Below are 14,068 nucleotides of genomic sequence, written 5' to 3' on the forward strand. Positions count from 1 at the left end.
TCTCTGCGAGACATAAGGGTTAATTACCTTCACTGCGTCGGGTTTTGACAGTCACTAATGACAGCACACGATGCGATCACGCAGGGACCGAGAGCGGGGAGCAACTGGCCCGCCGAGCGCGAGACGTACGACGACCCGCACACGGGCGCTCGGGTGACCCGCCTGACGAGCTATCCGAACGCGGACGATTACCACCTCTACTTTACCGAGGACGGCTGGTACGACGACGGCCGACGGCTGCTCTTCCGCAGCGACCGAACGGGAAGCCGACAGCTGTTCTCGATCGACCTCCAGTCGGGGCTCATCACGCAAGTTACCGACATGGACGACTTCCAGGGCCAGACCACGATCGACCACGAGTCGTCGGTCGCGTACTTCTGGGTCGACGAGAAGCTGGTCCGCTTCGACCTCGATCGCCTCCGCGCGACGGGCGTGATCTACGAGGTTCCCGAGGGGTACGACCCCGGTTCGATGGACGTCAACGCCGACGGGAGCGTCGTCTACGCGTCCATCGTCGAGGCGGACGTGGAGCTCCCCGGGGAGGAACCCATGATGGACGAGATGATGGCCGCGCGGCCGCACGTACAGCTGCTCTCCGTTCCGACCGACGGGGGGGACCCCGAACGGCTCTACGAGGAGGACCGCTGGATCAACAGCCACATCAACGCCTCTCCGACCGCGCCCGAGCGGTTCATGTTCTGTCAGGAGGGCCCGTGGGACGCCGTCGAGCACCGCATCTGGGTGTTCGACGCCTCGTCGGGTGACACGTGGAAGGTGCGCGAGGTGCCCGAGGCGGCCGGTATCGGTCACGAGTACTGGATGGCCGACGGCGAGCGGATCGGCTACCACGGCTCGATGCGCGATCCGCAGGGACGGGCCAAAGCGGAGACCCCGGAGCCGTTCGCCGGCAGCGCCCGGTACGACGACACCGACTACCGCGAGGCCGACCTCCCCGACTCGGTGTACGCGCTGACCCACACGCACGCGAACTCGCCCGAGCTGTTGGTCTGTGACGGCTCCTTCACTAACGTACCGTACAACATCGCCTACCGCTGGAACGACGCGTCCGAGGAGTACGAGGGACCGCGTTGCCTCGCGACGGTCGACTGGAACGAGGGCAGTCCGCACCCCCACTCTCGGTTCAGTCCGGACGGCTCGCAGGTCCTGTTCGACTCCGACCGGTACGACGGATCGAGCAACCTGTATCTGGTCGACGTGCCGGCGTTCGAGTCGCTCCCCGAATACGAGCCGTCTGAGTGGGACCGGTAGACGGAACGGGGCCGCGACGATGTCGCCCCGCGGCCGTCAGTAGATCGCGTGTCCGCCGTCGGCGTACAGCATGTGTCCCGTAATAAACGAGGCGTCGTCGCTCGCGAGAAAGAGGTACGCGCCGGCGATCTCTTCCGGCGACGCCCGTCGTCCCATCGGGTTCGGTTTCTTCAGGCCCGAGTCGTCGACGCCGCTCTGCGACTCGGTCTCCGCGTTGATCTGGGTCTCGATCGGGCCCGGGGCGACCGCGTTCACCCGGATGTCGTGCCGCGTGCACTCGAGGGCGGCGACGCGAGTGAGCATCATGATCGCCGCCTTCGAGGGGTCGTACGCCGCGTGGTTGACCTGCGCGTATTCCGAGCTGATCGACGCCGTGTTGATGACGGAGCCGGCGACGCCGCGGTCGACCATGTCCGCGGCGGCCGCCTGCGACCCCGCGAAGACGCCGCGGGCGTTCGTCTCGTACACCGTATCGAACGTCTCGGCGTCGATGTCGAGAAACGGGCCGCCCCGGAAGACGCCGGCGTTGTTCACCATGACGTCGACGCCGCCGAACTCGCGGGCCGCCTCGACGACGGCGTCGAGCGCGGCGGGGTCGGAGACGTCGGTCTCGACGAACGCCGCGCTCCCGCCGTCGCGCTCGATGCGTTCGTGCGTCGGCGGTCGATCGGCGTCGCCTTTCGGCGACTCGCGGATGTCGGCGACGAGAACCGTCGCGCCGGCGTCGCCGAAGCGCCGCGCGACGGCGCGGCCGATCCCGGAACTGCCGCCCGTGACGATCACCGTCTCGTTGGCGAAGTCGTAGCTGCTCGAACCCATACCGCACCGCACGTGGACGGTTCGTTTATGAGTATCGACGGCGCCCGCCCGCGACGTCTCGCGACGATTCGCACTGACAAGGCGGCCGCCTCGGCGACTCGGTCATAAGTGGGTACCAGCACCGCCGCTCTTCCGTTTATAAACGGACGCCGACACCGCTCTCTCACTTATAAATAACCGATCGCCCGAACCGAGTCACCGACTCCCGGTGTCGATCGACAGCGCCGTCCCGGGGGCGTCGACGACGGCGCAGTCGAACGCGCCGACGGTCTCGTCTCCGAGAAGTCGGTCCGCCGCTCCGGGGGCAGTCACCGACACCGGCTCGCTTCCGAAGTTCACCACCCACGCGGCGTCGCCGCGACTCGAGACGCGAACGGTCGACGGCAGCGGCTCGTCCAGGCGCGGCGTCTCGGCGCGGTCCAGCAGGTCCGCGACGAGCCGGCGCGCGAGGTCGTCGCTCGGCCAGACGCCGCAGTACGTCACCGCGCCCGCGCCGACCTCGTTCCTGACGATCGCCGGGTACCCCGCCGGCTCGCCCGCGTCGTACTCGCCGATTACCGTCGCTTCGGACGCGTCTAGGCGCTCGTTCCACGTGTGATACGCGTGCGTCTCGCCCTCGTACGTGACGGACTGCGCCTGTGACGGGTGTCGGCTCTCGTGTTCCTCGACCGTCGCGCCGACGAGCTCGGCGAACGGTCCGGGCGGGCGCGATTCGAGCAGCTTGTTGGCCCGGTCTTTGACGCCGGACCGGATCGAGACGCACAGCTGTCCCCCCGCCGCGACGTACGCCTCGAGCCGCTCGGCCAGCTCGTCGTCGACGAGGTAGAGGGTCGGCGCGACGACGGCGGAATACTCGGACAGATCCGTGCTCGGGTGGACCACGTCGACGTCGACGCCGTGGCTCCGGAGCGCTTCGTAGTACGTCCGCTGGTGGTCGAAGTAGTCGAAGTCGGGCGAGTTCGGCTGGATACCGGTCGCCCACAGGTTCTCGTAGTCGTGAAGCAGCGCCACGTCGGCGTCGACGGCCCCGTCGGTCGGGAGCGTCGAGAGCTCCGACGCGGCGGCCCCCGCCTCGTCGTGGCCGCGTCCCGGCGAGTCGTCGCGTTCGAGCAGGCCGGAGTGATACTGCTCCTGTCCCTCGAGACACCGCCGCCAGCGGAAGTACACGACGTTGTCCGCGCCGTGACCGACGGCGTGGTGCGCCCAGAGACGCACGCTTCCCTCGGCGGGCTGGGGGGAGTACGGCGGCCAGTTGATGTCGCCGGGCTGCTGTTCCATCACCCAGAAGGGACCGTCGCCGGCCGAGCGGTACAGGTCGTGGTTGAACCCGATCTGGTCGGGATTTCCGGCGACGAGCTCGTCAGAGGACGGGTCGTCGAGTTCCTGGGCGAATCCCGTCGGATACGAGTCCCACGAGGCGAACTCCAGCGACTCGCTCACGTCGTAGGCGTCGAGCGCCTCGTAGTGGCCCATGAAGTTGTGCGTGACGAACCACTCGTCGTTGGCGGCGCGGAGGCGGTCGGCCTGTAGCTCGTTGTACGAGACCGCGCTGTCGCTCGAGAAGCGGTAGTAGTCGAGGAGCTGTCCGGGGTGGTGGTCGGCGGCGGTGTGGCGCGGCGGCAACACCGCGTCGAACGAGTCGTAGCGCTGGCTCCAGAAGTCCGTTCCCCACGCCTCGTTGAGCTCGTCCGGGTCCTCGTACCGCTCGGCGAGCCAGTCGCTGAAGGCGTCGGCGCAGTCGTCGCAGTAGCAGCGGAGCGTCCCGTGGCACCCGAACTCGTTGTCCACCTGCCACCCGGCGACCGAGGGGTGGTCCGCGAACCGGTCGGCGAGCGCGTCGACGATCCGCCTCGTCTCGAGCCGGTACGCCTCCGAGTTGAAACAGTAGTGGCGTCGGCTGCCGAACTCCCGCGTCGTTCCGTCCGCCTCCTCCTGTAAGATGCTCGGGTGATCGTCGACGAGCCACCGGGGCGGCGTCGCCGTCGGCGTACAGAGGACGGCGTTCAGCCCGTGGTCGTCGATCAGGTCGAGCACGGTCTCGAGCCAGTCGAACCGGAACGCGCCGCGTTCGGGCTCGAGCTGCGCCCACGCGAACTCGCCCATCCTGACGTACTCGACCCCGACCTCCGCCATGCGTTCGATATCGCGCTCCCAACGGGTACGCGGCCAGTGCTCCGGGAAGTAGCAGACGCCGATTGCCATACGAGTACGTGCGACCGTCCCGATTTAGTTCAACCGATCACCGCGGTCGATCTCCCGGCAGCGACTCGGCGGCGATCGCCGTTCGGCATGAGAAGCTTACTTACTGATGGGCCCACAACGTCGAGTCGAATGTCGAGAACCCACGGTAACTTCATCGACGGCGAATGGACGGACTCTCAGTCGGGAGAGACCTTCGAAGTGACGAACCCGGCGGCGGCCGACGAGGTCGTCGGCGTCTATCAGGCGTCCACCGAGGCGGACGTCGAGGCGGCGCTCGACGCGGCCGTCGCCGCACAGGACGAGTGGGCGTCGACGCCCGGCCCGTCCCGCGGCGCGGTGCTCCGCGAGGCCGGAAACAACCTCGAAGCGCGGAAGGAGGAGGCGACCGAGGTCCTCGTCCGGGAGGAGGGCAAGACGCGCTCCGAGGCTGGCGGCGAGGTGCAGCGCGCCATCGACATCTTCCACTACTACGGCGCGAAGGCGCGGGACGTCGGCGGCAGCGTCAAGTCCGCGAGCGCCCCCGGGAAGGACCTCTACACGAAGCACGAACCCCTCGGGACGGTCGCGCTCGTCACGCCGTGGAACTACCCCATCGCCATCCCGGTCTGGAAGCTCGCCCCGGCGCTCGCCGCCGGCAACACCGCCGTCCTGAAGCCGGCGTCCGAGGCCCCGGGCGTCGTCACCGTCGTCCTCGAGTGCCTCGACGACGCGGGACTGCCGGACGGCGCGGCGAACGTCGTCACCGGCTCCGGCGGCGACGTCGGCACCCCGCTCATCGAGAGCGAGCGCGTCGACGGGGTCTCCTTCACCGGCAGCACCGCCGTGGGGACGATGGTCGCCGAGACCGCCGCGGTCGACCTCAAGCGCGTCCAGTGCGAGATGGGCGGTAAGAACCCGACCGTCGTGATGCCCAGCGCGGACATCGAGGAGGCCGCCGAGACCGTCGGCGTCGGCGCGTTCGGCACGACCGGCCAGTCGTGTACGGCCACCTCGCGCGCCATCGTCCACGAGGACGTGTACGACGAGTTCGTCGCGGCGATCTCCGACTACGCCGAGTCGCTCGTCGTCGGAGACGGACTCGACGATCCCGACGTGGGGCCGCACGTCTCCGAGGACGAGCTGTCCTCGACGCTCGAGTACGTCGACATCGGCTCCGAAGCGGGCGCGACGCTCGAGACCGGCGGGAGCAGACTCTCCGGCGGCGACTACGACGACGGCCACTTCGTCGAGCCGACCGTCTTCTCGGGCGTCGACAACGACTCCCGGATCGCCCAAGAGGAGATCTTCGGTCCCGTGCTCGCGGTCGTCGAGGCCGGCTCCTTCGAGGAGGCGCTCGACCTCGCGAACGACGTGGACTACGGCCTGTCGGCCAGCATCGTCACGCAGGACCTCAGCGAGGGCAAGCGCTTCGTCAACGAGGTCGAAGCGGGCGTCGCGAAGATCAACGAGAAGACGACCGGCCTCGAGCTGCACGTCCCCTTCGGCGGCTACAAGGACTCGTCGACCAACACGTACCGCGAGCAGGGCGACGCCGGCCTCGACTTCTTCTCCTCGGTGAAGACGATCTACGAGAACTACTGAGCGGCGCGCCGCTCCGCCCGCTCAGGAGAACTTCGTGTTGAGCTCGATGACGTTCGCGGCGGACTGGACGCGGTCCGCGAGCTCGCCGTGGAGGCGGTCCTTCGTGAACCGGCTGGACGGACCGGTGATGCTGATCGCGCCGAGGACGGTCTCGTCGTTTTTCACGGGCGCGGAGACGCATCGCAGGCCGTTGATGTTCTCTTCGTCGTCGATACCGTACCCCTGCTCGCGGATCGTTTCGAGCTCCTCGAACAGCTCTTCGGGGCCGGTGATGGTGTTCTCCGTCTTGGGTTCGTACTCCATTGCGGCCGCGATCTCCTCGATGCGTTCGGGGGGCAGATACGCGAGGATCGTCTTGCCGAGCGACGTGGAGTACATCGGCTGCTGTGTTCCCACGCGCGAGAGCGTCTCGACCGCGTTCTCGCCCTGCGTCTTGTGCAGGTACGAGACCTTCCCGTACTCCTCGACGCCGAACTGGACGATCTCCCCGGTCTCCTCGGCCAGCGAGTCGACTTCCTTCTGGACGATGTCGAAATTGCCTATCTGGTCGCGGACGTGCGAGGCGACGTCGAGAAAGCACAGGCCGAGCCGGTAGCCGTCGCCCTCGCGCACGATGATACGTCGCTCCTCGAGCGTTCGCAGGTGGCTGTGGACGGTGCTCTTCGAGTGACCGAGTTCGTCGGCGATCCTCGTCACGCCGATGCCTGCCTCCTCCTGGAGCAGGTCGACGATGTTGAAGGCGATCTGGACCGAGCGGATGGTCCGACCGGGGCGTTCGTTCGGTTGCGGGCTCATAGCGTATCAGTCGAACCAGAGTCATAAATAGTTGTTCCCTCCTGGGGAACGTTTCTGTCGGAACGAGCGAGCGCCTCCGAGGAGCCCGAACCGACGACCGGCCCGAACCGACGACCGGCGCGACCGGCCGCCGTCCCGCGACGGCGCGCCGGGATGGGATACATTTTTCATCCCCACGCGTTTTTAGATTCGTACTCTACTCATGCCAGCAGACCAGCCGACACCAGTCCAGCGCGCCGCGTCCCGTCTCCGGTCGCTGGACATCGACGGGCAGTCGTGGATCACCGGCGTCGCCATCAACGGCCTCCTCGCCGAGGGGGGAGACGAGTCGATCGAGCGCGCGAAACACCTCGTCGACACCGCGGTGGCGACCCAAGACGACGCCGGTCAGTTGAGCTACGGTCCCAGCTATCCGATCGAGGTCTTCAGCCACGGCCGCGAGTACGACGCGAGCTGGGAGCTGACCGTCAAGAAGTGTATGAACACGAACAACAGCACCGCCATCGGTCACGGCGTCCTCGACTTCTACGACCGCACCGGCGAGCCGCGCTACCTCGACGCGGCCGAACGCGCCTACGAGTCGCTTCTCTCCTTCGAGCGAACCGAGGACGGCGGTATTCCTCACCACGACCCCGAGCTCGCGGGCATCAAGTCGCTGTGGATCGACTCCGTCTACATGATGTGTCCGTTCTTCGCCCGCTACGCCGAGGCCTCGGGCGACGCCGACGCCTTCGACGAGGCGGTCGATCAGATCCTGGTCCACGCGAAGCACCTCCGCGACGGCCACACGGGCCTGTTCCGACACATCTGGGTCGAACAGCCCAACCACTACCCGCAGGGCGCGTTCTGGGCGCGCGGGAACGGCTGGGTCGCGGCCGCGTCGGCCGACGTGCTCGAACGGCTCCCCGAGGACCACCCGAAGCGCGACGAGCTCGTCGACCTGTTCCGCTCGCACTGCGAGGCGCTGCTCCCGTTACAGGACGGCAGCGGCTTCTGGCCCAACCTCGTCGACGACCCGGACACGCCGCTGGAGTCGTCGGGGACGCTCATGTTCGCCTACGCCTTCGCCCGCGGTATCGATCTCGGCATACTCGACGAGGCGACCTACCGGCAACCCGCGGAAGACGGGCTCGCGGCCGTCTCCCGCGTCGTCGGCGAGGACGGCGCGGTCAACCGCGTCGCCGGGCCGCCGGGCGGTCCCGAGGCGCCCCTGACGAACACGCCCTACGGAGGGGGCTGGTTCCTGATGGCCGCGGCCGCGCTCGACTGAGGCTTCGGACCGGCACCACAGTTATCAGCTCCGACGCACATCAGCGAACGGAGTCCGGCGACAGCAGACACCATGACCTACCACGCAGGCATCATCGGCACGGGCGGCATCGCGGGAATGGGCATTCTCGGCATGCACGACGAGGACGCCATCGGCAGCGAGAAGATCGACGCGAGCCACGCGGGCGGCTACGCGTCGACCGACGACATCGAGCTCGTCGCTATCGCCGACGTGGACGAGTCGAAGCTGGACACCTTCGGCGAGGCGTGGGACATCCCCGCCGACCGTCGATACGTCGGCCACGAGGCGATGCTCGAGGCCGAGGACCTCGACGCCGTGTCGGTCTGTACCCCGTCGTTCCTCCACCGCGACCACGTCGTCGACGCCGCGCGCTCCGCGGCCGACCCGTCCGTCATCTGGTGTGAGAAACCCATCGCGTCGGCCGTCAGCGACGCCGAAGAGATGGTCGACACCTGCGACGCGACCGACACGGAGCTCGTCGTCAACCACTCGTTCCGGTTCACGGACAAGCTTCGTCGGCTCCGCGACCTCGTCCGCGAGGAGGACCTCCTCGGCGACGTGAAGTCCGTGAGCGCGCAGTATCGCATGGAGCTCATGCGGAACTCGACGCACGTGCTCGACACGCTGGTCTACCTCCTCGACGCCCGAGCGTCGCGGGTGAGCGGGTACATCACCGGCGAAAACGAGGCGATCGACGCGCTGGACGCCACGGAGTCGGTCGTCGACGCCGGCGGCGGCGGCCACGTCGTCATGGACGACGGCACCTTCGTCACCGTGGACTGCACGATCCCGCGAGACGTCTCCTCGATGACGCTGAGTTTCATCGGGACCGAGGGGAAACTCTACATGAACAACGACGACGGCGAGTGGCGCTACTGGTCGCTCGAGGACGGCGAGCACGTGGAGCGACCCCTCCCCGGCATCGAGGGCGCGTGGACGTGGGAGTCCGACTACGAGGGGTCGTTCGCGAACGCGGCGGCCCACGTGCGGGACCTGCTCGACGGGACCGCGGAGAACCACTCGCCCGGCGTCGCGGCGGCTCGCTCGCTCGAGATCATCGTCGGCTTCTACCTCTCGCACTACACCGACTCGACGATCGACGTCCCGCTTCCGGGGCCGCTCCGCGAGGTCCCCGTCACGTCGTGGTGAGCCGCGGGCTGGCCGTCCGCTCTGCCCGAGGCCGTCAGACCATTCGGTAGACTTCGTCCATCCAACTGTCGTCGGTCTCGACGGTCACGCCGCTCATGACCTCCGCCCACTCGGCCTGCGCCTCGCTGCCGTCCATCACCTCGCGGATGGCCTCGGGGTCGTCGACCTCCATGAAGCCGAAGACGTGACCGTCCTTCTCGAAGACGCTGTAGGTCTGTAACCCGGCGTCGGAGTCCACGTACGCGGATTCGAGCGCCTCGGGGACGTTCTCGTGTTTCGCTCGGTACTCCTCTCGCTTCCCGTCTCTGATCTCTAGGTGGAACGCGATTCGCGCCATCGACTCCCGATTCGCCGGCGTCCCTTTTAGCTCTTCGGCGGAGGGGGCGGCGGGCGCAAGCACTTTGTACGTGGTCCGTGTTATTGAGGCTCATGAGCGTCCGGAGCGGAGCAACAGCGGTGTTCGGGGTGAGAGACGCGGAGTCAGCGACGGGTGACTGCGGGGGCCTCGCGTGTGAGTTCGCCGGGATCGCGACCGATCCGAGCGTGGTCACCGGTCTCGTCTTCGTCGGGATGGGGGTGCTGGTGGCGTGTGCGTACGTGCGAACCGCGAGCGAGGAGTGCCGGTGTGAGCGGCGCCGTCTGCTGAACGAACGCGACGCGTTCGACGCGTTCGCCGATCGCGTGGCGGCCCTGGACACCGTCTCTGCGGAGTCGTCGACCGCGGTGGCGGGCGGCGCGTCCACGAGACTCCACCAGTCGATCGGCGCGCGGAACGCGACGGACGTCACGCTGCGGCAGGTGGTGTCGATATATAAAGAGACGGTGATGTCGGTGTCGCACTACGAGGCGGAGTACGACGAGACGGTCACCGAAAACATGGCGGCCGAGTTGGGACAGGATACGACGGCGTCGCTGGCGACGAACGGGACGCTCTTCTCGCCCGCCCAGCGTGCGCTCGTGGACCGTGCCCACGAGGCGGCCGCCGCCCGCACCTCGCTGGCGGACGCGGTCGAGACGGAGCTGGACGCGCTGTCCGACGCCGAGACGAGGCTGACCGCGATCGACCGACGGCGTCGCCGGCTGGTCGAACACGTCGCGGAAGTGAACGGCGATAAGACGGACGCCGCGCTCGACGTGTGGAACCGGCTCGACGACCTCGAGACCGAGATCGAAGCGGTGACGACCGAGCGTCAGCAGAGCTTGCGCGAACTCCCGCTGCGGGTCGACCGGGCGAGGTTCGACGCCGGAGGAATGGGGTTCTATGACTATCTGTACGGCGCCACCGAGGGTCCTCGACACCCCGTGCTGTCGCAGGCCGCCGAGTTGGCCGCTACGGTTCGCGAGGATCGCGACGGAATCGCGAGTCGGATCGCCGACGGCGGATGACACGACGAGGAATCCGAGGGACCTCGATCGGCGTCGTTCGCTTCACACTGATGCCGTCCAACGTCGCACGGAATCACAGCCGTCGCCCAACGTCGCACGGAATCACAGCCGTCGCCCAACGTCGCACGGAACGGTCCACCCCGCACCACGGCGCGTTTTTGCACAACCATTATATATCGCTCAACGTAACCGTTCTTTATCAGGGTTAGCCTGAGCACTCATCACATATGAAGGCAATCGTGCAAACCGGTGCCAGAGAGGTCGAGGTACAGGAACGTGAACAGCCGACGCCGGGACCCGACGAGGTGCTCGTCGAGGTCCACTCCGCGGGGCTCTGCGGGAGCGACGCCGGAGCGTTCGATTACGAGGGCGGCTACGAGTGGATCCCCGTGCCGCGGATCATGGGCCACGAGTATTCGGGCCGGGTCGCCGAGGTCGGCGAGAACGTCGAGACGTTCGACGTCGGGCAGAAGGTGATCGAGGAGCCGATCCACGACTGCGGTCACTGCTTCCAGTGCAAGAACGGCCAGGAGAACGTCTGTCAGAACTTCTCGATCACGGGCATGCACAACGACGGCGCGTACGCCGACTACACCGTCGTCGGAGAGCGACACCTCCACGCGGTGCCGGAGGGGGTTCCGCTCCGAGAGGCCGCGATCACCGAGCCGACCAGCATCGCGACGCGGGCCGTCTTCGATCAGTCCCGGCTCACCCCCGGTGACGACGTGCTCGTCGAGGGGCCGGGACCGATCGGCGTGTTGACCGCCATCGTCGCCGACTCCGTCGGCGCGAACGTCGTGGTTTCGGGACTCGGGAAGGACGCCGAGTACCGGCTCCCGCTTCTCGACGACCAGGGTATCGAGACGGTGAACGTCCAGTCCACGACGATGGGCGACGTGATCGACGAGCGCACGGACGGTCGCGGCTTCGATCTGATCTTCGACACGACCGGTCACCGGTCGGGCGTCGAGGAAGCGGTCGAGCACGTCCGGAAGGGCGGTCAGATCGTCGTCGTCGGGATCCCNTTGCCAGCCCGCTCAGAGATGTGTATAAGAGACAGGTGGAAGAACTTCGAGCAGGCGCTGCGCCTGATGGAGAGCGGCGAGATCGACGTGGAAGCGATCCAGGACACCTCCTACGGCATCGACGACGCGGCCGGGGCGTTCGAGGCGTTCCTCAACTCGGAGACCTGCAAGCCCGTCTTCAGCTTCGCCGAATGACGCCGGCAGCACGCTCGCAAAGATTTAACCCGGTCTTACACGCATTGTCGGTCACACGGTAACTATGGAAATCACAGACGTCTCAGCCACGAAGGTCAGTAACGAATCGTGGGGCGAATTCATCGAGTTCCCCCTCGTCACGATCATGTCGAAGTACGACGAGTACCGCAACACCGACGGCGGGAACCCGCAGGCCCGACGGAAGTGGATGGGCCCGGTGGGCGACGTGGTCGTCGAAGTCGAGACGGACGCCGGCATCACCGGCGTCGGCGTCGGCAACTGGGGGACCGGCGCCATCGCCACCGTCGTCGAGGAGACGCTCTCGAAGATCGTGACCGGCGAGGACCCGGCACAGCGCGAGCGCCTCTGGGAGCAGATGTACCGAGCGACGCTTCCGTTCGGCCGGAAAGGGGTCGCCGTCATGGCGATCAGCGCGGTCGATCAGGCGCTGTGGGACATCGCGGGCAAGGACGCCGGTAAGCCGGTGTACGAGCTGCTCGGCGGGCCGACCACCGACGAGATCCCCGCCTACGCCTCGAACCTCCACCCGGTCGACATGGAGACGCTCGAGCGCGAGGCCATCGAGTACGCCGAGGCGGGGTTCGACGCGGTGAAGCTCCGCTTCCTCCACGGTCCCGAGGCCGGTCGCTCGGGGATGGAAAAGAACGAGGAGATCGTCAGAACGGTTCGCGATGCGGTCGGCGACGAGCTCGAGATCGCGGGCGACGCCTACATGGGCTGGTCGGTCACGTACGCCAAGAAGATGACCAAGCGCCTCTCGAAGTACGACATGGCGTGGGTCGAAGAGCCGGTCATCGCCGACGACATCTCCGGCTACGCCGAGGTCCGCGAGGCCGCGCCCATGCCGATCTCCGGCGGCGAGCACGAGTTCACCCGCTGGGGCCACGAGGACCTCCTCGAGGAGGGCGCCGTCGACATCCTTCAGCCCGACGTGGGGCGCGTCGGCGGCATCACGGAGCTCCGGAAGGTCGCGGACATGGCCGAAGTCCACGACGTGCCCGTGATCCCCCACGCCGGGACGAACCCGACGCTCCACTCGATCGCCGGCCACACCAACATGCCGATGGCGGAGTACTTCCCGACGCCCGAGTGGTTCCAGGAGCAACAGGAGGAACAGGAGTCGACCTACGCCGACGCCATCTTCGAGAACCCGCCCTCGCCCGAAGGCGGCTCGATCCCGCTGCCCGACGAGCCGGGGATCAGCACCCAGCTGAACCACGAGGCCCTCGAGCACTTCGCGGTCGAGTGAGCATGACCCGGGACATCAGCTTCGAGTACAACGTGCCCGTGTTCGCCGGCGCGCCCGACGCCGGCGCCGCCGAGCCCGAGCACCGCGACACGCCGGAGTACGAGGCGCTCGACTGGGAGAGTACGAAAGCGGGGATCCTGCTGGCCGAGGAGCTCGGCTTCGACGCCGCGTGGGCCCCGGACCACCTGATGCTCGGACGCGACCACGCCGAGTACGAGTGCTGGACGCTCCTTTCGGCGATGGCGGGGTTCACCGACGACATCAACCTCGGCTCGCTCGTCCTCTGTAACGACTACCGGAACCCGGCGCTGGTCGGCAAGATGGCCGCCACCCTCGACGTTATCTCCGAGGGCCGACTCGAACTCGGCTTAGGCGCCGGCTGGCACGAACCGGAGTACGACGCCTACGGTTGGGAGTACCGCGACGGCTTCGAGCGCCTGATGCGCCTCGACGAGTCGATCCGACTGATGAAGCGGATGTGGGAGGCCGGCGGCGACGGCGCGAGCTTCGACGGCGACCACTACCAGATCGACGGCGCCACGTGCGCTCCCCAGCCGGTACAGGACCCGCACCCGCCGATCCTCGTGGGCGGGCAGGGAGAGCAAGTGACGCTCAAGCTCGTCGCCAAGCACGCGGACGTGTGGAACACGGACGTGTTCAACGGCGACGTGGACACGCTCGAACACAAGATCGACGTCATCGAGGATCACTGCGACACCGTCGACCGCGATCCCGACGAGATCGAGTACTCGTGGGACGGCCACGTGATCTGTACGCGCGACGAGGAGAAGCTCGACCGCCTGCTCGATCTGATGCTCCCGATCCAGTTCGAGGAGGAGTACCAGGACCAGGCGCCGATCGAAACCGAGGAAGACGCCCGCGAGTACTTCGTCATGGGGACTCCGGAGGAGTGCGCCGAGGCGATCGAACGCCGGATAGACGCCGGCGTCACGAAGTTCCAAGGCTGGTTCATCGACTTCCCCGACACGGACGGGATGGAGCTGTTCGCGGACGAAGTGATGCCGCAGTTCTCCTGAGGCCCGTTCGGGCCGCTTCGCGGCCGCTCGTTTTCGCCGACATCGACGG

12 protein-coding genes are annotated in these 14,068 nt (G+C 67.4%); 8 read left to right on the forward strand and 4 right to left on the reverse strand.

Annotated elements, in window-relative coordinates:
• Positions 1 to 57: 57 nt before the first annotated feature.
• Positions 58 to 1,269 (forward strand): oligogalacturonate lyase family protein, encoded by a 1,212-nt coding sequence (locus C469_RS10020; protein ID WP_008006244.1) that lies wholly within the window; start codon positions 58 to 60, stop codon positions 1,267 to 1,269.
• Positions 1,270 to 1,305: 36 nt separating this feature from the next.
• On the opposite strand, the gene C469_RS10025 is transcribed toward C469_RS10020, so the two are convergent.
• Both C469_RS10025 and C469_RS10030 read right to left on the reverse strand, forming a co-directional pair.
• Entirely contained in the window at positions 1,306 to 2,088 is a 783-nt protein-coding gene (locus tag C469_RS10025) for an SDR family NAD(P)-dependent oxidoreductase (RefSeq protein WP_008006246.1), read from the reverse strand.
• A 195-nt stretch (positions 2,089 to 2,283) separates the two neighbouring features.
• The gene (locus C469_RS10030; RefSeq protein ID WP_049911265.1) at positions 2,284 to 4,290 is read right to left on the reverse strand and encodes a beta-galactosidase; all 2,007 of its coding nucleotides are present in this window, start codon (positions 4,288 to 4,290) and stop codon (positions 2,284 to 2,286) included.
• Positions 4,291 to 4,419: 129 nt separating this feature from the next.
• On the opposite strand from C469_RS10030, the gene xacF reads away from it, so the two are divergent.
• On the forward strand, positions 4,420 to 5,871 hold the full coding sequence (gene xacF, locus C469_RS10035) for a 2,5-dioxovalerate dehydrogenase (RefSeq protein ID WP_008006250.1): 1,452 nt from the start codon (positions 4,420 to 4,422) through the stop codon (positions 5,869 to 5,871).
• A gap of 21 nt (positions 5,872 to 5,892) precedes the next feature.
• Here xacF and C469_RS10040 read toward each other — a convergent pair whose 3' ends face one another.
• Positions 5,893 to 6,666 carry an IclR family transcriptional regulator gene (locus C469_RS10040; RefSeq protein WP_008006252.1) on the reverse strand — a complete coding sequence of 258 codons (774 nt, stop codon included), beginning with the start codon at positions 6,664 to 6,666 and terminating at the stop codon, positions 5,893 to 5,895.
• 202 nt (positions 6,667 to 6,868) lie between these two features.
• Here C469_RS10040 and C469_RS10045 point away from each other — a divergent pair, with 202 nt between their 5' ends.
• Both C469_RS10045 and C469_RS10050 read left to right on the forward strand, forming a co-directional pair.
• Positions 6,869 to 7,936 carry a glycoside hydrolase family 88/105 protein gene (locus C469_RS10045; protein ID WP_008006254.1) on the forward strand — a complete coding sequence of 356 codons (1,068 nt, stop codon included), beginning with the start codon at positions 6,869 to 6,871 and terminating at the stop codon, positions 7,934 to 7,936.
• Positions 7,937 to 8,008: 72 nt separating this feature from the next.
• Positions 8,009 to 9,106 (forward strand): Gfo/Idh/MocA family protein, encoded by a 1,098-nt coding sequence (locus C469_RS10050; RefSeq protein WP_008006255.1) that lies wholly within the window; start codon positions 8,009 to 8,011, stop codon positions 9,104 to 9,106.
• Between the two features lie 34 nt (positions 9,107 to 9,140).
• Here C469_RS10050 and C469_RS10055 read toward each other — a convergent pair whose 3' ends face one another.
• Positions 9,141 to 9,443, reverse strand: coding sequence for an L-rhamnose mutarotase (locus C469_RS10055; RefSeq protein ID WP_008006257.1), 303 nt, complete (start codon positions 9,441 to 9,443; stop codon positions 9,141 to 9,143).
• A 92-nt stretch (positions 9,444 to 9,535) separates the two neighbouring features.
• Between C469_RS10055 and C469_RS10060 the strand changes: the two genes are divergently transcribed.
• The 4 genes from C469_RS10060 to C469_RS10075 all read left to right on the forward strand — a co-directional run bounded on the left by C469_RS10060 (position 9,536) and on the right by C469_RS10075 (position 14,019).
• Complete coding sequence (locus C469_RS10060) at positions 9,536 to 10,492, forward strand: DUF7260 family protein (protein ID WP_008006259.1); 957 nt, start codon at positions 9,536 to 9,538, stop codon at positions 10,490 to 10,492.
• Between the two features lie 227 nt (positions 10,493 to 10,719).
• Positions 10,720 to 11,712 carry a zinc-dependent alcohol dehydrogenase gene (locus tag C469_RS10065; protein ID WP_049911267.1) on the forward strand — a complete coding sequence of 331 codons (993 nt, stop codon included), beginning with the start codon at positions 10,720 to 10,722 and terminating at the stop codon, positions 11,710 to 11,712.
• 64 nt (positions 11,713 to 11,776) lie between these two features.
• Positions 11,777 to 12,982, forward strand: a complete 1,206-nt coding sequence (gene rhcD, locus C469_RS10070; protein ID WP_008006262.1) for an L-rhamnonate dehydratase — start codon at positions 11,777 to 11,779, stop codon at positions 12,980 to 12,982.
• Positions 12,983 to 12,984: 2 nt separating this feature from the next.
• Positions 12,985 to 14,019: an LLM class flavin-dependent oxidoreductase gene (locus C469_RS10075; protein ID WP_008006265.1), complete on the forward strand. Its 1,035-nt coding sequence runs from the start codon at positions 12,985 to 12,987 to the stop codon at positions 14,017 to 14,019.
• Positions 14,020 to 14,068: the final 49 nt, after the last annotated feature.

The organism is Halorubrum lipolyticum DSM 21995, from assembly GCF_000337375.1.
Lineage (GTDB): Archaea > Halobacteriota > Halobacteria > Halobacteriales > Haloferacaceae > Halorubrum > Halorubrum lipolyticum.

Coding starts and splice junctions, on each gene's coding strand:
- C469_RS10020 (WP_008006244.1), top strand. CDS start 58: ATGACAGCACACGATGCGATCACGCAGGGACCGAGAGCGGGGAGCAAC.
- C469_RS10025 (WP_008006246.1), bottom strand. CDS start 2,088: ATGGGTTCGAGCAGCTACGACTTCGCCAACGAGACGGTGATCGTCACG.
- C469_RS10030 (WP_049911265.1), bottom strand. CDS start 4,290: ATGGCAATCGGCGTCTGCTACTTCCCGGAGCACTGGCCGCGTACCCGT.
- xacF (WP_008006250.1), top strand. CDS start 4,420: ATGTCGAGAACCCACGGTAACTTCATCGACGGCGAATGGACGGACTCT.
- C469_RS10040 (WP_008006252.1), bottom strand. CDS start 6,666: ATGAGCCCGCAACCGAACGAACGCCCCGGTCGGACCATCCGCTCGGTC.
- C469_RS10045 (WP_008006254.1), top strand. CDS start 6,869: ATGCCAGCAGACCAGCCGACACCAGTCCAGCGCGCCGCGTCCCGTCTC.
- C469_RS10050 (WP_008006255.1), top strand. CDS start 8,009: ATGACCTACCACGCAGGCATCATCGGCACGGGCGGCATCGCGGGAATG.
- C469_RS10055 (WP_008006257.1), bottom strand. CDS start 9,443: ATGGCGCGAATCGCGTTCCACCTAGAGATCAGAGACGGGAAGCGAGAG.
- C469_RS10060 (WP_008006259.1), top strand. CDS start 9,536: ATGAGCGTCCGGAGCGGAGCAACAGCGGTGTTCGGGGTGAGAGACGCG.
- rhcD (WP_008006262.1), top strand. CDS start 11,777: ATGGAAATCACAGACGTCTCAGCCACGAAGGTCAGTAACGAATCGTGG.
- C469_RS10075 (WP_008006265.1), top strand. CDS start 12,985: ATGACCCGGGACATCAGCTTCGAGTACAACGTGCCCGTGTTCGCCGGC.